The 17541-nt window shown below is 33.6% G+C and carries 12 protein-coding genes; 7 read left to right on the forward strand and 5 right to left on the reverse strand.

Annotation, left to right across the window (positions count from 1 at the left end; genetic code table 11):
* The first annotated feature begins 505 nt into the window (after positions 1-505).
* Positions 506-3928 (forward strand): PAS domain S-box protein, encoded by a 3423-nt coding sequence (locus Q0Q96_RS06710; RefSeq protein ID WP_293872467.1) that lies wholly within the window; start codon positions 506-508, stop codon positions 3926-3928.
* 174 nt (positions 3929-4102) lie between these two features.
* On the opposite strand, the gene Q0Q96_RS06715 is transcribed toward Q0Q96_RS06710, so the two are convergent.
* Positions 4103-5638 (reverse strand): YifB family Mg chelatase-like AAA ATPase, encoded by a 1536-nt coding sequence (locus Q0Q96_RS06715; protein WP_293872468.1) that lies wholly within the window; start codon positions 5636-5638, stop codon positions 4103-4105.
* A 209-nt stretch (positions 5639-5847) separates the two neighbouring features.
* Here Q0Q96_RS06715 and Q0Q96_RS06720 point away from each other — a divergent pair, with 209 nt between their 5' ends.
* Positions 5848-6723, forward strand: coding sequence for a PPK2 family polyphosphate kinase (locus tag Q0Q96_RS06720; RefSeq protein ID WP_293872469.1), 876 nt, complete (start codon positions 5848-5850; stop codon positions 6721-6723).
* Between the two features lie 50 nt (positions 6724-6773).
* Here the strand turns inward: Q0Q96_RS06720 and Q0Q96_RS06725 are convergent, their stop codons facing one another.
* From Q0Q96_RS06725 to Q0Q96_RS06735, 3 genes are all read right to left on the reverse strand, one after another.
* Positions 6774-8987 carry a fibronectin type III domain-containing protein gene (locus Q0Q96_RS06725; protein WP_293872470.1) on the reverse strand — a complete coding sequence of 738 codons (2214 nt, stop codon included), beginning with the start codon at positions 8985-8987 and terminating at the stop codon, positions 6774-6776.
* A gap of 75 nt (positions 8988-9062) precedes the next feature.
* On the reverse strand, positions 9063-10076 hold the full coding sequence (locus Q0Q96_RS06730; protein WP_293872471.1) for a T9SS type A sorting domain-containing protein: 1014 nt from the start codon (positions 10074-10076) through the stop codon (positions 9063-9065).
* A 26-nt stretch (positions 10077-10102) separates the two neighbouring features.
* The gene (locus Q0Q96_RS06735; protein ID WP_293872472.1) at positions 10103-11164 is read right to left on the reverse strand and encodes a T9SS type A sorting domain-containing protein; all 1062 of its coding nucleotides are present in this window, start codon (positions 11162-11164) and stop codon (positions 10103-10105) included.
* A gap of 108 nt (positions 11165-11272) precedes the next feature.
* Between Q0Q96_RS06735 and Q0Q96_RS06740 the strand changes: the two genes are divergently transcribed.
* From Q0Q96_RS06740 to Q0Q96_RS06760, 5 genes are all read left to right on the forward strand, one after another.
* Complete coding sequence (locus tag Q0Q96_RS06740) at positions 11273-12652, forward strand: MATE family efflux transporter (RefSeq protein WP_293872473.1); 1380 nt, start codon at positions 11273-11275, stop codon at positions 12650-12652.
* Positions 12653-12821: 169 nt separating this feature from the next.
* Complete coding sequence (locus tag Q0Q96_RS06745; protein ID WP_293872474.1) at positions 12822-13727, forward strand: prohibitin family protein; 906 nt, start codon at positions 12822-12824, stop codon at positions 13725-13727.
* Positions 13728-13815: 88 nt separating this feature from the next.
* A complete protein-coding gene (locus tag Q0Q96_RS06750) occupies positions 13816-14043 on the forward strand; it encodes a hypothetical protein (RefSeq protein ID WP_293872475.1) in 228 nt (75 codons plus the stop codon).
* A 180-nt stretch (positions 14044-14223) separates the two neighbouring features.
* The gene (locus Q0Q96_RS06755; RefSeq protein WP_293872476.1) at positions 14224-14709 is read left to right on the forward strand and encodes a T9SS type A sorting domain-containing protein; all 486 of its coding nucleotides are present in this window, start codon (positions 14224-14226) and stop codon (positions 14707-14709) included.
* Between the two features lie 4 nt (positions 14710-14713).
* Positions 14714-16366: a hypothetical protein gene (locus Q0Q96_RS06760; RefSeq protein WP_293872477.1), complete on the forward strand. Its 1653-nt coding sequence runs from the start codon at positions 14714-14716 to the stop codon at positions 16364-16366.
* On the opposite strand, the gene meaB is transcribed toward Q0Q96_RS06760, so the two are convergent.
* Entirely contained in the window at positions 16353-17450 is a 1098-nt protein-coding gene (gene meaB, locus Q0Q96_RS06765) for a methylmalonyl Co-A mutase-associated GTPase MeaB (RefSeq protein WP_293872478.1), read from the reverse strand. The genes Q0Q96_RS06760 and meaB overlap by 14 nt on opposite strands.
* Positions 17451-17541 lie beyond the last annotated feature (91 nt).

Below are 17541 nucleotides of genomic sequence, written 5' to 3' on the forward strand. Positions count from 1 at the left end.
TAATACGAACAATGTAATTATTGTAGCTATTTTGTTGTTGTTGCTCTACGCAGCTTATTTTGCAACTAAAAATTCTTTTCAAAAAAAATTAAATCTTACCAACCAATCTGAATTTGAGCCCAAAGAGCAACAATATACATTATATCTGCTTTTTTTTGGGATTTCAATTCCTATGATAGAAATAATATTGCAGATTTTTTATGTACGCGCAAACAGTCTATTGGTAATTAATTTTTTGGTTGGAATTACGCTTATAATTCTTTTCATTCTTTGTACCAAAACCATTTTTTTTGCCAAGCATATTAGCTCTATTTTTATGTTTTGCTACTTTGGTTATTTCGCATTTATAATTTACCATGTTTTTTTTAAGCAATTCGAATTAATCTCTTATGTTGATTTGATAATTCTGTTTTTCTTATCTTATTTTATTTTAAAAAATATAATACATTATTGGTTATTTGTAATTACGGTTTTACTTCTATTGATTGGCTCTATTGGTTTTAAATTGATACCACAACAAGAGACCATTATTCTTATTTGCGCATTTATCTTAACGGTAACTATTCATATGGCGCGGCACATAGCAATAATAGAAACCAAAAATAAATTTGATTTCACAAACATTATTATAAACAATGGGAATTCATTGATTATGACTGCAAACCGAAAAGGTGAAATATCATTCTGCAGCGAGTCTATTAAAGAAATTTTAGGATATACTGTTAACGAAGTTTTAGGAAATGGATTTTGGAAACTAACCGAAGATGAAGAATTTATCGGCGAAGCTTATCATAATAATTATATTGATGAACGATTGTATATCAGAAAACTAAAATGTAAAAATGGTGAATATAAATATATTCAGTGGAAAGACAAAAAATATTCCGAAGACATCATTATTGGCATTGGTCAAGATATTACGGGCAAAGTTACTATTGAAAATCAATATAGAAGTTTAGTCGAATCGGCAACCGATTTGATTTATGAAATAGATTTAGCATCGTTGATAACTTACGCAAACCAGTTTACAGAAAATACGCTTGGTTACGCTAGAGAAGAGTTTATAGGTGAAATTTTTTTCAATTTCATACGAGAAGATTATGTAAATTATGTTGTTGATTTTTATAAAAAAATTCCAAAATCAAAGGAGTACAACGACTTGGTTTTTCCAATTCTGAAAAAAAATAAAGAAGTCATTTGGGTTTCTCAAAAAGTAACTTTAAAGAAAAATGATAATGGCGATATAATAGGTTTTTCCGCTATTGCTCGGGATATAACACTTATTAAAAGTCTAGAATTAGAACATTATAACCGTAGCAAAAAAGTTAGAATACACAACCAAACCTTAAAGATATTAACTTCTCAAAGCTATTCAAACAAAGAATCTTTCAATACCATATTGAAAAATATTTTAAAAATAGCTAGTGTAAATTGTGCGATTGATAGAGTAAGTTATTGGGAATCTCTGAAAGAAGGTATTCGTTGTGAAAGTCTTTACTATTTACATAGTGATCGCTATGAAAAAAACTTTTTTTTAGATAAAGATAGTCACCCCATTTATTTTAAAAATATTCAAATGGGAACCCAAATTGTAGTTTCCAATGTATATGATAATCCTATAACGGTAGAACTTTGTTTTGAATATTTTCCTAAAAATAATATAAAATCTATACTACATACTCCAATACTTATCAACGGAGAAATTATCGGAATTTTATGCTTTGAAAAAACAGAAACTTCAACAGAATGGGACAATGAAGATATCAATTTTTCACGATCTATTGCAGATCTTATAGCCATAGCCATTGAATCACAATTACTATTGGAATCTGACAAAAAACTCACTTATAAAAGTGAAATTTTGACTGTAATAAATAAAAACACTCAAAAATTCTTGATGTCTAAAAATACAGATGAAATATTTCACGGCATTCTCGGCACTATCGGTAATGTTATAAGAGTTGACCGATTGTCGTTTTTTGAGAATAGTCCCGAAACAAAATCCTTAAATCAAAGATACCGATGGTCAGCTGAAACTAAATCCTTGACAGATTTAAATCCATTAATTATGGAAGTTTCATACAATCAAATTCCAGATGTGGTAGAAAGTTTACTTCAAAATAAACCGTACTATGCAATTATTAGAAAGTTAAAAAATGAGTCTACCAAAGCGTTTTTTGAAAAGGTAAATACAAAATCAATTTTACTTTTACCTGTTTTCGTTAAAAAAAACCTATACGGCATCATAGCATTTGTGATAACTCAATATGAACGTGAATGGACTACAGATGAAATTAGTACACTTCAAACGTTGGCTAATAACATATCTTATTCTATAGAACGAAATCTGAACGAGTCCATTATCAAAGAAAGCGAAGAAAAATTCAGACTTTTAGCCAGCAATATTCCAGGAACTGTGCATCTTTCTACTTATGATGACAAATGGTCAAAAATATATTTGAACGATGAAATAGAAACACTCACGGGCTATCCGAAAGAAGATTTTCTTCAAAATAAAATATATTTTATTGATTTGGTGCATCCAGATGATATCAAAATTGTAAAAAATAAAGCGGATGATTTTTTTAAAGGAAAGCAAAAAATTCATTTAATATATAGAATTATCAACAAAGCAGGTCATTATATATGGGTTGAAGAATTTGGAGAACCAATTTTTAAAGACAATAAAATAGAATATATTGTAGGCATTTTGATAGATATCACCCAAAGAATGGAAGCTGAGGAAGCCATAAAAGCAAAAAATTATGCTGAAGCTGCTAACAAAGCAAAATCAGAGTTTTTAGCCAATATGAGTCACGAAATTAGAACGCCTCTAAATGGTATTATTGGGTTTACAGAACTTTTAATGAATACAAATTTGGAAAATATTCAATTAAAATACATGGACACCATCAATCAATCAGCCAATTCGTTGATGGAAGTTATCAATAACATTCTTGATTTTTCAAAAATTGAATCAGGAAAATTAGAACTAAACATAGAAGAAATTAGCCTCCACGAAATTACAGTTCAAGTGATTGATTTGATAAAATATGAATCGGATTTAAAAAAATTAGAAATTAAATTAGCGATTGATACTAAAGTTCCAAAATATATTTGGGTTGACTACATTCGGTTGAAACAAGTATTGATAAATCTGTTAAGTAATGCTGTGAAATTTACCGAAAAAGGAGAGATTAATTTAAACGTTTCTGTTTTTAAAATTATTGATACAGATAAAATTCAGTTAAAATTTTCTGTAAAAGATACTGGCATCGGTATAAACAAGAAAAACCAAGTACGAATATTTGAAGCGTTTTCACAAGAAGATAATTCGACAACCAAAAAATATGGAGGAACAGGTTTAGGACTTAGTATTTCAAATCAATTATTAAGTTTGATGGATAGCCAATTAAAGCTTACAAGTGGTTTAGGAAAAGGAAGCGAGTTTAGTTTTGTATTAGAAGTAGCCTATTCTGACCAACAAACATTTGAAAATAACAGATTAGCTACTAAAATAGCCCCAGTATTATCTAACATTATTACTCAAAAAGAAAAAATAATTTACATTGTTGAGGATAATAAAATAAACATGTTATTGGCAAAAACTTTGATACTACAAATTATTCCAAATGCCGTAGTTTATGAATTTGAAAACGGAAAAGAGGTTTTAGAAAAAACACATACACTTTTGCCCGATTTAATTTTGATGGATATTCAAATGCCAATTATGAATGGCTATGACTCGACCACAGAAATTAGAAAAATACCGCACCTCGAAAAAATTCCTATAATTGCGCTTACGGCAGGAACTATTGTTGGCGAAAAAGAAAAGTGCATCAAATTTGGCATGAATGACTACATTTCAAAACCAATAGATAAGTGTGTAATGCTAAAAATTATAAATAAATGGATAGCAGTTAATTAAAATTTATTACTGCTTTTAAATGTAATTCAAAAAAATAGCCACCAGAGCCAAACTTCAACTAAACAGAGCAAATCTGGCTACGAACAGAACATATCAGCAAAAAATGTATTGGTTTAAAAAAGGATAAAGCGCAGGCGCCATTTAACAAGGTTACACTTTTTTAGCGTTGATAGATTAACCTAACCAGCCTTCTCGATCCAAACTTCTATATTGAATAGCTTCCGCAATATGATTAGAAACCACGATTTCTGCAGCTTCTAAATCGGCAATGGTTCTCGCAACTTTCAAGATTCGGTCAAAAGCTCTTGCGGAAAGATTCAAACGTTCCATTGCAGTTTTTAGAAGTTGCAACGATGTTTCATCCAGCGCACAATATTCTCTGATTTGCTTGGAACTCATTTGTGCATTGTAATGAATGGTATCAAAACCTGCAAATCGAATCGTTTGAATTTCTCTGGCAGCGGTTACTCGTTTTCTAATCTCAACGCTGCTTTCGCCTTTTCTAGTTTCTGTCAATTTATCAAAAGGAACTGGTGTTACTTCTATATGAATGTCGATGCGGTCTAATAAAGGTCCCGAAATTTTACCCAAATACCGTTGCATTTCGTGTGGTGAAGACGATTGCGGTGCATCTGGATCATTAAAATAGCCACTTGGACTTGGGTTCATACTTGCTACCAACATGAAAGAGGATGGATAGGTAATCGTAAATTTTGCTCGCGAAATAGTAACTTCTCTATCTTCCAAAGGTTGGCGCATCACTTCCAGAACTTCTCTTTTAAATTCGGGCAATTCGTCCAAAAATAAAACGCCGTTATGCGCTAACGAAATTTCGCCAGGTTGCGGATAACTTCCACCACCAACTAATGAAACCGAACTTGCGGTGTGATGCGGACTTCTAAAAGGCCGCTGGTTCATCAATCCGCTGTCTTTCACTTTTCCTGCAACGCTATGAATCTTTGTAGTCTCTAATGCTTCATGTAAGGTCATTGGCGGTAAAATACTGGGCAAACGCTTCGCAAGCATTGTCTTCCCAGAACCTGGTGGGCCAATTAAAATAATGTTATGTCCGCCAGCAGCGGCAATTTCCATGCATCTTTTAATGCTTTCTTGTCCTTTGACATCCGAAAAATCAAATTCTGGAAAATCCAGCGTTTTATAAAACTCTTCTCTAGTATCGATGAGCGTGGGTTGAATAGTGCTTTTTCCTTCAAAAAAATCAATAACTTGAGTGACGTTTTCAATTCCATATACATCTAATCCTGCAACTATTGCGGCTTCTTTAACGTTCTGAATCGGAAGAAAAAAACCTTTGAAACCTTCTTCTTTTGCTTTGATAGCAATAGACAAGGCTCCTTTTATGGGTTGCAAACCTCCATCCAATGACAATTCGCCCATTATTAAATAGTCACCAACTTCATCAGCTTTTATTTGTGCCGATGCCGCAAGAATTCCAATAGCCAAAGTCAAATCGTAAGCCGAACCTTCTTTGCGTAAATCGGCTGGAGCCATATTTATAGTGATTTTTTTCCCAGGAAGTTGGTATCCATTATTTTTTAAAGCAGCCGCAATTCGGTAACTACTTTCTTTAATGGCATTATCGGGTAAACCCACGAGATGGTAGCCAACACCCTTATCAATATTTACCTCGACGGTTATAGTAGTGGCCTCGACTCCAAAGACTGCACTTCCAAAAACTTTTACTAACATTGAAAAAAATTAAAGATTTGACTCAAAAATAAGTATTATTCTATAATAGTAACTTACAACTTTATAGAAATAGTAAGATTTTAATTAAATTGGATATTAATTTCTGCAAGACATGATAACAATTTAACCGTATCGCTAATTCTTTCGATTTTTAGAAAGCGTAATAGATAAAATATTTCCATAAATTTACAATTATAAAAAGGTACATTATGAAAAAAATACATCCAGAAGATTTTAGAATTGTTAATGCTATAACGTTATCAAAAATCCCAACTGCGAGCACCATTGAAGCCGATGATGATGAAAAAAAAGAAGAATTACTAAAAATTCAGCAAAAGTTAAGCAAACGTCAAGACAAGATGTATGCTCACAACCGACATGCGGTTTTGATTTGTTTGCAAGGCATGGATACTAGTGGAAAGGATGGCATCATTAGGGAAGTTTTTAAAGAATTTAATACGCGAGGTGTGGTAGTTCATAGTTTTAAAACTCCTAATTCATCAGAGCTGGAACACGATTATTTGTGGCGTCATTACATCGCTTTGCCCGAAAAAGGAAAGTTTGGAGTTTTCAACAGAACTTATTACGAAAATGTATTGGTAACTAGGGTACATCCAGAATATCTTTTGTTTGAGAATTTGCCTGGTATAGAAAAAGTAGAGGATATTACGCCAAAATTTTGGACAGACCGCATGGAACAAATTAATAACTTCGAAAAACATCTATCCCAAAACGGGACGCTTGTATTGAAATTTTACCTTCATATTAGTAAAGAGGAACAACGCAAACGATTGTTAAAACGATTGGAAAATCCTGATGATAATTGGAAATTTTCTACAGGTGATTTGAAAGAACGAGAACACTGGGAGGAATATATTCACTATTATGAAGAGGCTATTAATAACACTTCAAAAGAACATGCGCCTTGGTTTGTGATTCCTGCTGATGATAAACAAATGGCACGATGTATTGTTGCCAAAATTATTTGGGAAGAAATGCAAAAACTTACAGATATTGCCCAGCCTGAACTAGACCCAAAAGTAAAAGATAATATTGATGTGTATAAAGAGGAATTGAGTAAATAAAAAAAAGCGTTCATATTACCGAACGCATTTTTTTTATAAGAAGTTAAACATTATTCTTTTATCACTTTTATACATTGTATAATGTCATCAGCGGAAACTTTTAAAATATAAGTTCCTTTAACAAGGTTTGAAAGGTCTATTTGTTTTTGGTCAGCATTTACAGCTTTAAATGTTACTTGTTGACCCAATAAATTGTAAACCGCAACATTAGAAATTGTTTTGTCATAACTAATTGATATTATATCTTTTACGGGGTTAGGTGATACGCTGAATTTTGAAGAATTGAAACTAGTGTTTCCTAAACCAAGTGTAATAGAAATATCATCTACAAAAAGAAAAAACTGGTTAGCAATAGAATATGCATTAAAACCAAAATAATAATCGCCCGAAGTTGCTGGAATAAAGTTTACTGTATTTTGTGTTTGCGTATTTCCTGTAATATTTGGATGATCTGCTAATATGGTTGTCATTGCTGCCGCATTGGCTGCAGTACCATAGCTTACTTTTAAATTTTCTCTAAAGGTTAAACTATTATTGCCATATTTATAAGAAATAGTATAATTAATTCCCGCACTAAGTGTTACGGCATTTGTATAAAACCATGTATTGGCTGCGTTGGTTTGAGAATAATTATATTGTAGCGTTTTAGAATTAAAACCTGTACTAGCACTAGGATTATTTACTGTTATCCAATTATTGCCAGTTCCAACGTTTTGAACTGTGGTGCAAATTGGCATTTGAGGAACAAGAGCGGATTCGAAATCTTGTGTATAAGGCACTGTAGAAACAGTACAAAGTGTGTTGAAATTACTAGATAAACTCCATTCGCTCGAATTGGTTATACTACAAACCGCTCTTACCCAAAAATAATAGGTTGTTGATGAGTTTAAACCAGTAAGAATTACAGTTGTGTTGCCAGAAACCACAGATCCCGTAGGAGTTGTAGCTGCAGATGGAACAACATTAGAAGTTGAAACATAATATTGATAACCGTTTGCAGGTGCTGAAATTGATGCAGTCCATGAAATAGTTGCTCCTGTCAAAGTAATATTTGAGACACTTAAATTGGTTGGTTCAACACAACTTGGTAAAACTTCCCAAACGACATCATCTATCAAAATGCTAGTTTCAGGTGTCCCCGAATGTCTAAACGCCAATACTTGACTACTTCCAGGTGCAGTTCCTGGTAATAAAGTGAAAGCATCATAGGTAGAATTAGAACTAGTGGTAAACGATTGCATGTTTACAAACGAAGACGCTTCGGCAGGATTAGGTAGATAACCTACTTCAAAAACACCACCAGCTGTCAAGTTTCCTTTAGCTTTAAAACGTAATCTGTGAGTACCATCTCCAGCATTAGAAACAGGTCTAATAGCAACAATTGCCTTTCCTCTAATAACAGAGGTAGTAGTATTGGTACCGAATAAATAAATTAAATTTGGAGCTGATGTCGCAGATGCATCTGCTTGTATTCGAGTTGCTCCACCATTACCAACTCTTTTCCAACAATCTGGAAATGTTAATGCGGCATCAAAGTTTTCAGTAAAATCGGTTACAGGGGTGCACATGGTTGAAAAATCTCGTAAAGAACTCCAACATGATTTACTTGTGCTACTGCAGGCAGAACGCACCCAAACTTTATAGCTTGTATTTATAGACAAACCATTAATAGTAACTGTTGTTATTCCAGCTCCAACAGAACCTGTTGGGGTTGTAGTATTATTTGGAGCAATGCTTGAACTAATATAATATTCATAACCATTTGCTGGATTGCTGTTGGATGCAGTCCAAGATATGTTTACAGAATTTGTGGTAAGGTTTGAAAACATTAAATCAGTAGGAGGATTACAACTTACTGCATTGTTACAAATTACTCCTCTAATTCTGTTAATTTGATCTTCGCCACAGAGACCATCATTTAAGTTAGTATAAAATTTAACATCTCCTGAAAAGGTTGCATACCAAGTTACACTACCAATTCCGTATGCTAAAACAAAATTACTTTCAGTAGTGTTTAAGGTACTAATAGTTATGAGGTCTGAAGTAGTAGAACTTGTAAAAGTATAGGTTATTCCAGCTGTGACAGTGACTGTTGAGTATTCTCCCGCATAACCATCGGTTACAATTTGATTTATTGTAGTTCCGTCACAAGTTGCAGGTGTATAAGAAACATTGAATGGATATTGAGTAGTAGAGGTAATACATTGTGCTGAAATATAAGAACCGATTACTAATAGCAAAATGGTAAGCATAATTTTTTTCATAATATTTAATTTGTGTTTATGAGTATTTGTATAGAAAAAAAGTCCCGTTTTGGGACTTATGAATATTTTTTTAAATTAATTCACTACTATTTTTTGAGTAAAACGTTGATTAGTTGACGAAAGAATTTCAACTATATATACACCAATATTTTTGATTGGGTTAATAGCCACATCGTTAACCGTTTCTTGTAATGAGATGGTTTTACTTTCTACTTTTCGTCCTTGAATATCGTAGATAATTAAGCTAGCATTGTCTAAAGACACATTGGATTTGATATTTATAACACCATTATTTACTTGATTGCAGGCTATGGTAAATGTATTTTTATTGAATTCATTATTGGAAAGATTTAAAGTTAAACCTGCCCAAGTTGAAGCAACACTTATTAATCCTGCAAAACCATTAGGAATTGTTCCTGATGCTGCATTTTGTCTAAAGGCTAAACTTTTAATAGACCCTGCTTGATCCGTTCCGCTAGTAGTGCTTAGTGATGGTGTCATCGGCTCACCAGCTCCATAAGTAGGGTCTACATATACATTTAAAACATCATCATTTGTACCTGAAAATATAGAGTATTTAAAAATAATTAAATGATTTTGATTATAATTGTAGGCGCCTGTAGCATATGTAGGCGTTACACTTGAACCTTTTATGGCTCCAACATTAAAAGTGCCGCCACCTGCAGCTCTTATATATAATCTAAATGAAGCAGCAAATGCTCCTGTTGAAACTCTAAAACAATCTTGAGGAGAACCAGAAGCACTAGATACATTGATAACAATCCCAACGTAAACATCTGAACTTGTCACAGATGTAAATAATGTTCCGTTGCTATCAGAGTCATTTTTTAACTCTACAGATTTAGCTGAACTTCCATAACCAAAATAGCTAATAGGTGTTGTTGTAACTAAACTAGAACATAATATGCCACTACATGAACCAAGTCCAGCTGGACCTTGATTTGTCCATGTTCCTTGACCGCTTAATTGCATTCCTGCATTATAACTTGCAAAAGTTTCTTGAAAGATATTTTGCGCATTAACGGCAAATGCCGTTATAGTTAAAACTGAAAGTAAAATTTTTTTCATTGTAATTGTATTTATGTTGTTCGTATTTAGTTGGTGATTATTTTTTTAATGAATTTGCTGCCATCTTCAGTGATTAGTTCTACAACATACACTGATGCTTGATGAATAGGGTTAATAGTAATGTCGTTATTGTTTTCGCCTATACTTATTTTTTTGGTTTCGAGTAATTGCCCAGTAATGGAATAAATGTTTAAAGTGGAATTGGTAAGAGCCATTTTTGAATTAATGGTGATAATTCCTTTGGATGCATTGTTTCCTAAAACGGTAAAACTGTTGCTATTAAATTGTTCAACCGATAGCGGAATAAAACCTAAATTAAACCAAGTACGAGCAGCACTTACTAATCCGGCAAAACCAGTAGGCAAAGCTCCAGCATTATTAAAACCAAATCTAAAGAAGATTCTATCTATATTTCCAGATTGATTTGTTCCAGTGTTGGTAGTAGCTGATGGAATTACAGGCTCGCCTGATGCATAATCTGGATTTATATAAAGATTCAGTATATCATTGTTTGTGCCCGATAAATGAGAATATTTTAAGATTACTAAATTGTCTTGATTGTAATTAAAAATACCGTTGGTGTAAACAGTTAAATTGGCAGAGCTTCCTTTTTTTATTCCAACTTTATATCCTGTTCCTGCATCCTGTACTAAAAGTCTGAAAGTAATTAAAGAAGTATCACTATTTGCAGCTCTAAAAAAATCGGATGCACTTCCTACAGTAGGGGCAGTGGCGATATTTAGTACCATCCCAACATATAAATCACCACCAATTATAACGGGTTGTAAAGGATGACCAGGATTATCTAAAAAACCAGCAATTTCTAAACTTTTTGCTGAAGTGCCATAGTTAAGATACGAAATAGAATTACTCACCACATTACTACTAGAACAACTTCCTCCGCTGGTAACAGGATTACAAGCCCCAGCACCAAAACCCCCATTGGCAGCATCATTATTATGAGACCACAATCCTTGAGAATGTAATGACGAGCCTACAGTATAGGTAGCTAAATTATCTTGAAAGATATTTTGTGCTGTTAAAAAACAACTTGTTAGTAAACAAGCTATAAGTAATTTTTTTTTCATACAAATTTATATTTGCGTAAAGATAAAAAAATATTTTACTATTTTAAGAATTGTTCACCCATAATTATGTTGCTCTAATAGCTTATTTTTGCATACAATTTTGTGTAAATGAATGCTTCTCTGTATACCAAAGAGTTCTCCTATAATTTAAAGTTGGCTTATCCTGTAATTATAGGAATGCTGGGTCATACTTTAATAGGAATTGTTGATAATATTATGGTGGGAAAATTAGGAAGTACAGAGATTGCAGCAGTATCGCTAGGTAATAGTTTGATTTTTATAGCCATGTCTCTTGGTATTGGATTTTCAACCGCCATAACTCCAATAGTTGCCGAGGCGGATGCCGAAAATAATAGATTGAAAATTCGTTCTGCTTTTCATCACGGATTGTTTTTATGTGTTTTTCTAGGATTTACACTATTCGGGTTTGTGATTTTGGTAAAACCAATAATGGAACTACTGCACCAACCCAAAGAAGTAATTACATTAGCCAAACCTTATATAAATTGGGTTGCTTTTTCTCTAGTTCCGCTTATTATTTATCAGGGATACAAGCAGTTTGCCGATGGATTATCTATGACCAAAGTTTCGATGTATGCTATTGTTATGGCTAATATACTGCACGTCATTATTAATTATTGTTTAATTTATGGTGTTTGGATTTTTCCAAAAATGGGAATTCTTGGCGCAGGTTTAGGTACTGTGATTTCTCGTATTGCGATGGTGGTTTTTATGCATCTTATTTTGTCTCAAAAAGAAAGTTTAAAACAATACTTTCATGATTTTAGTTTTGAAGAAATCAAAAAACAAATGATAATAAAAATTATCAATCTCGGGTTTCCTTCTGCCATGCAAATGCTGTTTGAAGTAGTTTTATTTACAGCAGGAATTTGGTTATGTGGCACCATAGGCAAAACCAGCCAAGCTGCTAACCAGATAGCTTTGAGCTTGGCATCAATGACTTTTATGGTTGCTATGGGTTTGAGCGTTGTATCTATGATTAGAGTAAGTCATCAAAAAGGTTTGAATGATTACAAGCAACTAGTATTTATAGCGCGCTCCATCTTTGTACTGGCTATACTTATTGAAATTCTATTTGCAATACTTTTTGTAGCATTGCACCAAATATTACCTTATTTGTTCCTAAATATGGAAAATCAAGCTCAATTATTAGACAATAAAGAAGTAGTAATCATAGCGTCCAAATTGCTTTTGGTTGCGGCAGTTTTTCAAATATCTGACGGAATACAGGTGGTGGTTCTAGGAGCATTACGAGGTTTACAAGACGTAAAAATCCCCATGTATATTACTTTTTTTGCGTATTGGGTGGTTGGATTTCCTATTTCTTATTATTTAGGAATTTGTACAGCTTTAAAAGCAGTGGGGGTTTGGATTGGATTATTGGCTGGACTAACTGCAGCTGCAGTTTTTCTATTCATCCGATTTCATTATTTGACCAAAAAAATGATAATTAATAATAATTCATAATTCATAATTCATAATTCATAATTCATAATTCATAATTCATTCCGTCCTTACACGCCAAATCTGATAAAACATAACTTTAAGTTTCAGCACTCATAAGTTTAAATTTAGAATTGTAACTTCTTTACCACAGTTGCGTATAATCATCGTATAATTCAAAAACTTACAAAAAATGATACTTTCACTTATAATTGGTATTATCCTAATTATTATCAGCGTTACGCTAAAAAATAATGTAAATCCGGCTTCAAAATTTTCTTCCATTATTAGAATTTTTGGATTTGTCATAATTCTTATCGGACTTTTATCATCGGTTTTTAAACAAATAGATGCAGGTAAAGTTGGAGTAAAATCTTTGTACGGAAACGTGCAACCCGAAGTTTTAGAAAGTGGTTTACATGTTATTAATCCGCTTTTAGATATTACAATTTTTGATATTCAAACACAAAACTATACAATGTCTGCAATTCACGATGAAGGAGCAAAACAAGGTGATGATGCCATACGTGTTTTGTCTAATGATGGACTAGAAGTAGTAATAGATTTAACGGTTCTGTACCGAGTTTTACCCTTCGAAGCTCCAAAAATTTTAAAGGGAATTGGTGTAGATTATACCGATAAAATTGTCCGTCCGGTTACAAGAACTCGTATTCGTGACAACGCCGTTTATTATGATGCCGTTGCGTTATATTCGACCAAAAGAAATGAATTTCAACAACGTATTTTCAAATCTATCGAGGACGATTTTAAAAAAAGAGGTTTGGTTTTGGAGCAACTTTTAATCAGAAATATCAATCTTCCAAAGTCTGTAAAAGCATCTATAGAAAGTAAAATAAATGCCGAACAAGATGCTCAAAAAATGCAATTTGTATTGCAAAAAGAAAAACAAGAAGCTGAACGCAAAAGAGTAGAAGCACAAGGTATTGCAGATTATCAAAGAATTATTTCCACTGGCTTAACCGATAAACAATTACAATACGAACAAATAAAAGCGCAAAAAGAAATTGCCACATCTGCCAATGCTAAAGTTATCTTCATGGGCAAAGGAAGTACGCCAGTAATTTTAAGTGATAAATAGTTTTTTTTAAAACTTTATTCGGTAATTTGGTTATTCGCTAATCTGTTTCCGAATAATCAAATAATCACACAACCAAATTAACAATATAATGCAACTACCAAAATTTGTCCTAGCTGACAACTCTGATTTTCCTGATGATATTTTTGTCATTCATCTTGACTTTCCACGCTTTATCATTAATTTAAAAGATGATGAAGTTGAATTTATAGAAGATTTAGAAGGAGAAGACGAAACTGAATTAGAGTCTGAAATGGAACATTTAATATCGCTCGCCGGAGAATTCTACGATAAAGAAATGGAAGGTTACGAGGAATAATCATCAACTGCTGCTTTATTTTACAAACAGTTTTTATATTGGTTCAACCCAATTTTAAAGCTGTTTTTTTTGTTCAAAAGATTTACAAACAAAAGTTTATCAAATGTTAAAATAAGAATTATATTATTATTAACTTGCGTACACATTTTTTTATCAAATTTTAATTACTAATCGAAAGTCATGACAAGCAAAAAAAAGTGTACGTGTATAATCTTTTTGATGGTACTCTCCTGTTCAAGTATTACAGCACAGCAATCTACAAATGCTTCTGGAGGAAATGCTACGGGCAGTAATGGAACAGCAAGTTACTCCATTGGGCAGGTTATTTATACAACAAATACAGGTACAAATGGTTCGGTAGCACAAGGTGTACAACAACCTTATGAAATTTCAACAGTTTTGAGTGTGCCAGATGCAAATTCAATACAATTGATAACTGTTTTTCCGAATCCAACCAACAATATTATGGTACTCAAAGTTGATGACCACGATAATAACAAACTCAATTACCAGCTTACTGATACCAATGGAAGATTAATAGAAAATAAAAAAATACGTAACAATGAGACCACAATTGAAATGAATAAATATGCATCATCTATTTATTTTTTGCAGGTATTGGATGCTGAAAAGCTAATAAAAACATTTAAAATAATTAAAAATTAAACTTATGAGAACAAAAACACTAGCTAATATTAAAATGGTTTTAGTTTTACTGATACTCTTTTTTCTTCAAATTACAAATGCTCAAGCTCCCCAAAAAATGAGTTATCAGGCTGTTGTCAGAAATTTGAGTAGTGCACTTATTGTTTCTAGTCCAGTCGGCATGCGCATTAGTATTTTGCAAAGTTCAGCTTCTGGTTCATCTGTTTATACCGAAACACAAACGAGTTCAACCAATGTAAACGGACTTGTAAGTTTAGAAATTGGAACAGGAACAGTGGTTTCTGGAAATTTTGCAACCATAAACTGGGCGACTGGACCTTACTTTATTAAAACAGAAACTGATCCAACAGGCGGAACATCATATACAATTACAGGAACTTCACAGTTAAGCAGCGTTCCTTACGCATTGTTTTCGGCAGGAAGTGCCAATGGGGAAACTCCAGGCACCGCTGTTGGTGATATGAAATATTGGAACGGAACCGCTTGGACAATGATTCCTATTGGCACTCCAGGACAGTTTTTACAAATTAATAATAGCAACATTCCAACTTGGATAGGGGGATCTTTCCCAACGTTAACAACAATTTCTAATCCTTCGCAAACTTATTTTGAGCCGAATCCAGCTGGTTTTTGGGGGAATGTTACAAACGTGGGAATTACAGGTTCAGGAGGTTCTGTAATCAGTAGTTATGGTGTTTGTTGGAGCATAGCGGTAAACCCGACTCTTGGTGGAACTTATTCATTAATACCCGGATCCACTGGTTTAGGGAACTTTTACGCGCAGCTCACAAGTTTATTACCAAATACAACATATCATGTAAGAGCATTTGTGATTAATAGTACAGGAGTAACTTATGGTAACGATGTTATTTATACCACTTTTAATCCAACTTTACCGACTGTAACAACCACTCCCGTAACGGCAATTACAGGCGGAACAGCTAGTTCAGGTGGAACCATCAGCAATGATGGAGGTAGTGCCATTTCACAAAAAGGTATCTGTTGGAGTACTTCACCATCACCTACAATTGCTGATAATATAACTACAAACGGTGCAGGCAGTACCGCATACACAAGTATTGCTTCAGGACTTTTAACAAGCACAGTTTACTATATTAGATCTTATGCAACCAGTATTGCCGGGACAGCCTACGGAAATCAAGTTAGTTTCACGACCACTTCAACCCTTTCCATTGGTAGCTTTTACCAAGGAGGTGTGATTGGTTATTTCTTGCAACCTGGCGACCCTGGCTATAGTTCTATAGTGCAACATGGGATTATAATTTCACAGAATAATATAGGAACAGCTGACTTCGGGTGTTACAATGTAACTTACCCAAATCCATTTGGTAACGCAATTGGTGATGGAATAAACAATACTACAAATATTGTGGCTGGTTGTTCTACACTGGGTATTGCAGCAGAGGTTTGTTTGAATTTAGTTTTAAACACTTATTCTGATTGGTTTTTACCTTGCACAGGAGAGTGGACAGCTGTCGGCACAAATTATTCTTTGCTACCACTAGATATTGGTGGGTACTATTTAACCTCAAACACCAATGGTGCTTCGAATCAAAATATTTTAACTTATTATACAGGAGGCGGATTTGGGAGTGGAGTTGGCGCTTTCCCTTATAAGGCATTTAGACTATTTTAAAACTTAAATACTTCTTTAACAAATTAAAAGCCGCGGCAAAAGGAGATATTTCATTATTTGCTACGGCTTTTTTGTTTTCTTCCAATAGTTTTATAATTTCAGGTTGATTATAAAAATTAGATTTTAACTGCTCGTCAATAGTTTCCATCATCCAAAATTGATTCTGGTCTTTTCGTTTTTCTGCAAAATAAAGGTTGCCTTTTACCAATATAAAGTAATTAGAAATTGTTTGCCAAACATCAGCAATTCCATCTTTAGTAATTGAACTACAAGTTGCAACAGTAGGAACCCAGCCAGAGCTTTTCGCGGGAAATAAATGTAGCGCACGATTGAATTCGGTTTTGGTTAATTTAGCCTTATTGACATTATCACCGTCGGCTTTGTTGATGACAACTGCATCGGCCATTTCCATAATACCTCGCTTGATACCCTGCAGTTCATCGCCGGCACCAGAAATTTTTAGCAATAAAAAGAAATCAACCATCGAATGAACCGCTGTTTCACTTTGTCCAACACCAACCGTTTCAATAATGATAGTATCAAATCCTGCAGCCTCACATAAGATAATGGTTTCCCGAGTTTTGCGAGCCACTCCGCCCAATGTTTCACCTGAAGCTGATGGTCGGATGTAAGCATTTTTATCTTTTACTAATTCTTCCATTCGGGTTTTGTCCCCCAAAATACTTCCATGCGAAATCGTGCTACTTGGGTCAACGGCAAGAACAGCAACTTTCTTACCCATAGAAGTTAGATAGGTTCCGAAAGCTTCAATAAATGTACTTTTTCCAACGCCTGGCACACCCGTAATGCCAATACGAACAGATTTATTAGCATGAGGTAAACAAGCTTGTATTATTGCATTTGCTTTTTCAAGATGCATGGTATTAGTGCTTTCTACTAGAGTAATCGAACGGCTAAGGGCTACTGTGTCTTTTGCTAAAATGCCGTCAATCAATTCTTGTTCCGAAGGTTTTATTTTACGTTGTGTCACGATTTTTGCCATAACACTTGCGCTCAAACTTTCCGGTTGCGGAATTCCGTCTTTCTTGTTTATGGCACTTTTATTGGGTTGCTTTGGTTTCAAAGGAAAATCATTTGGGTAAATTTAGTAAAATAATGCTGGTTCTAGAATTGTAATACTTCATTTTTTTGCCGTTCCTTTGCAAAATAAATTA

The sequence above is a fragment of the Flavobacterium sp. genome (genome assembly GCF_025352015.1).
In the GTDB taxonomy this organism is placed as follows: Bacteria; Bacteroidota; Bacteroidia; order Flavobacteriales; family Flavobacteriaceae; genus Flavobacterium.